The sequence below is a fragment of the Amycolatopsis echigonensis genome (assembly GCF_014174495.1).
Classification (GTDB): Bacteria; Actinomycetota; Actinomycetes; order Mycobacteriales; family Pseudonocardiaceae; genus Amycolatopsis; species Amycolatopsis echigonensis.
Window position 1 is genome coordinate 1 of the sequence record NZ_JACJHR010000236.1, and the last position, 1217, is coordinate 1217.

Annotated in this window: 2 protein-coding genes; both read right to left on the minus strand. The window is 64.5% G+C overall.

The features are described 5' to 3' along the window. The coding region (locus H5411_RS46500; RefSeq protein WP_183128027.1) for an IS3 family transposase at window positions 1-828 on the minus strand (828 nt) is incomplete at its 3' end. 47 nt (window positions 829-875) lie between these two features. After that, window positions 876-1166 carry a transposase gene (locus H5411_RS46505; RefSeq protein WP_101438431.1) on the minus strand — a complete coding sequence of 97 codons (291 nt, stop codon included), beginning with the start codon at window positions 1164-1166 and terminating at the stop codon, window positions 876-878. Window positions 1167-1217 lie beyond the last annotated feature (51 nt).

The window sequence follows — 1217 nt, forward strand, 5'->3', positions numbered from 1 at the left end:
CGCCGCGTCTGGTGGCTGGTTGAGGGCCTCAAACGTGGCGGGGCTGCGCATCCCGATCTTGGAGTGTCTCCGTTTCGGGTTGTACCAGCACTCTATCCATTCGAATATCGCGTTGGCAAGTTCGTCGCGGGTTTTCCAGGTTTTCGAGTCGAGAAGTTCGAGCTGAAGAGTGCCCCAGAACGATTCCATCATGGCATTGTCGTAACAGTCACCAATGGTGCCCATGGATGCGAGCAGCCCGGCGGCGCGGAGGCGTTGCCCGAAAGCCCATGAGGTGTATTGCGAACCGCGGTCGGAATGCAGGATGGTTTTGCCGCCGTCGGGTTGGCGGCGGAGAATGGCCATGCCGAGAGCGTCGGTGACCAGTTCGGTGCGCATATGATCGGCGGTGGACCAGCCGATGATGAGCCGCGAGTAGGCGTCCATCACCGCGGCGCAGTAGATCCGGCCCTCCTCGGTGGGGTGTTCGGTGATGTCGGTGATCCACAACCGGTCCGGGGCGTCGGCGGCGAAACGGCGGTTGACCAGGTCAGTACTGGGTTGCCCGGCCGGGTCGCGGACCGTGGTGTGGTGGCGCCGGCGCCGGTAGAGGCCCTGGATGCCGGCCTCGCGCATGAGCCGCTCGACGCGTTTGAGGTTGACCGGCAAGCCCAGGCCAAGGGTGAGTTCGGCGTGCACCCGCGGCGAGCCGTAGGTGCCGCGGGAATCGGCATGGATCTGTTCGATGTATTTCAGCAAAACCGCGTTCTCCTCCTCACGGATCGAGAGCGGCCGGTCGCGCCATTCGTAATAGCCGGAGCGGGACACGTTCAATACCCGGCAGGCCACCGCGACGTCGATACCGTCCGCGGCCAGTTCATGGACCAGCGGGAAGGTTACTTTGGGAGGATGTTCTCCCGCGCGAAGTACGCCGCCGCGCGTTTCAGGATCTCGTTCTCCATCTCGAGCTGCCGGTTCTTCCGTCGCAGCTCGGCAAGCTCCTTCTTCTCCGCACTGGTCAGCTTCGTGGCCGAGCCGTTCTCGTCGGCGTCGGCCTGGGCCATCCAGTTGCGCAGGCAGGACTCGCTGATCCCCAAGTCCTTCGCCAGCGCGGCGACCGGTTTGTCGCCCAGACGGGCCAGCTCGACGGCACGCTGACGAAACTCAGGCGGGTGTGGTGCAGGCATCGGAACATCCTCCCTGGTGACCGGCGGTCACCTCAGGTCAGGTGTCCGGAC

Excerpts from the sequence above, each read along its gene's own strand:
- H5411_RS46505 (WP_101438431.1), bottom strand. The coding sequence starts at position 1,166 with ATGCCTGCACCACACCCGCCTGAGTTTCGTCAGCGTGCCGTCGAGCTG.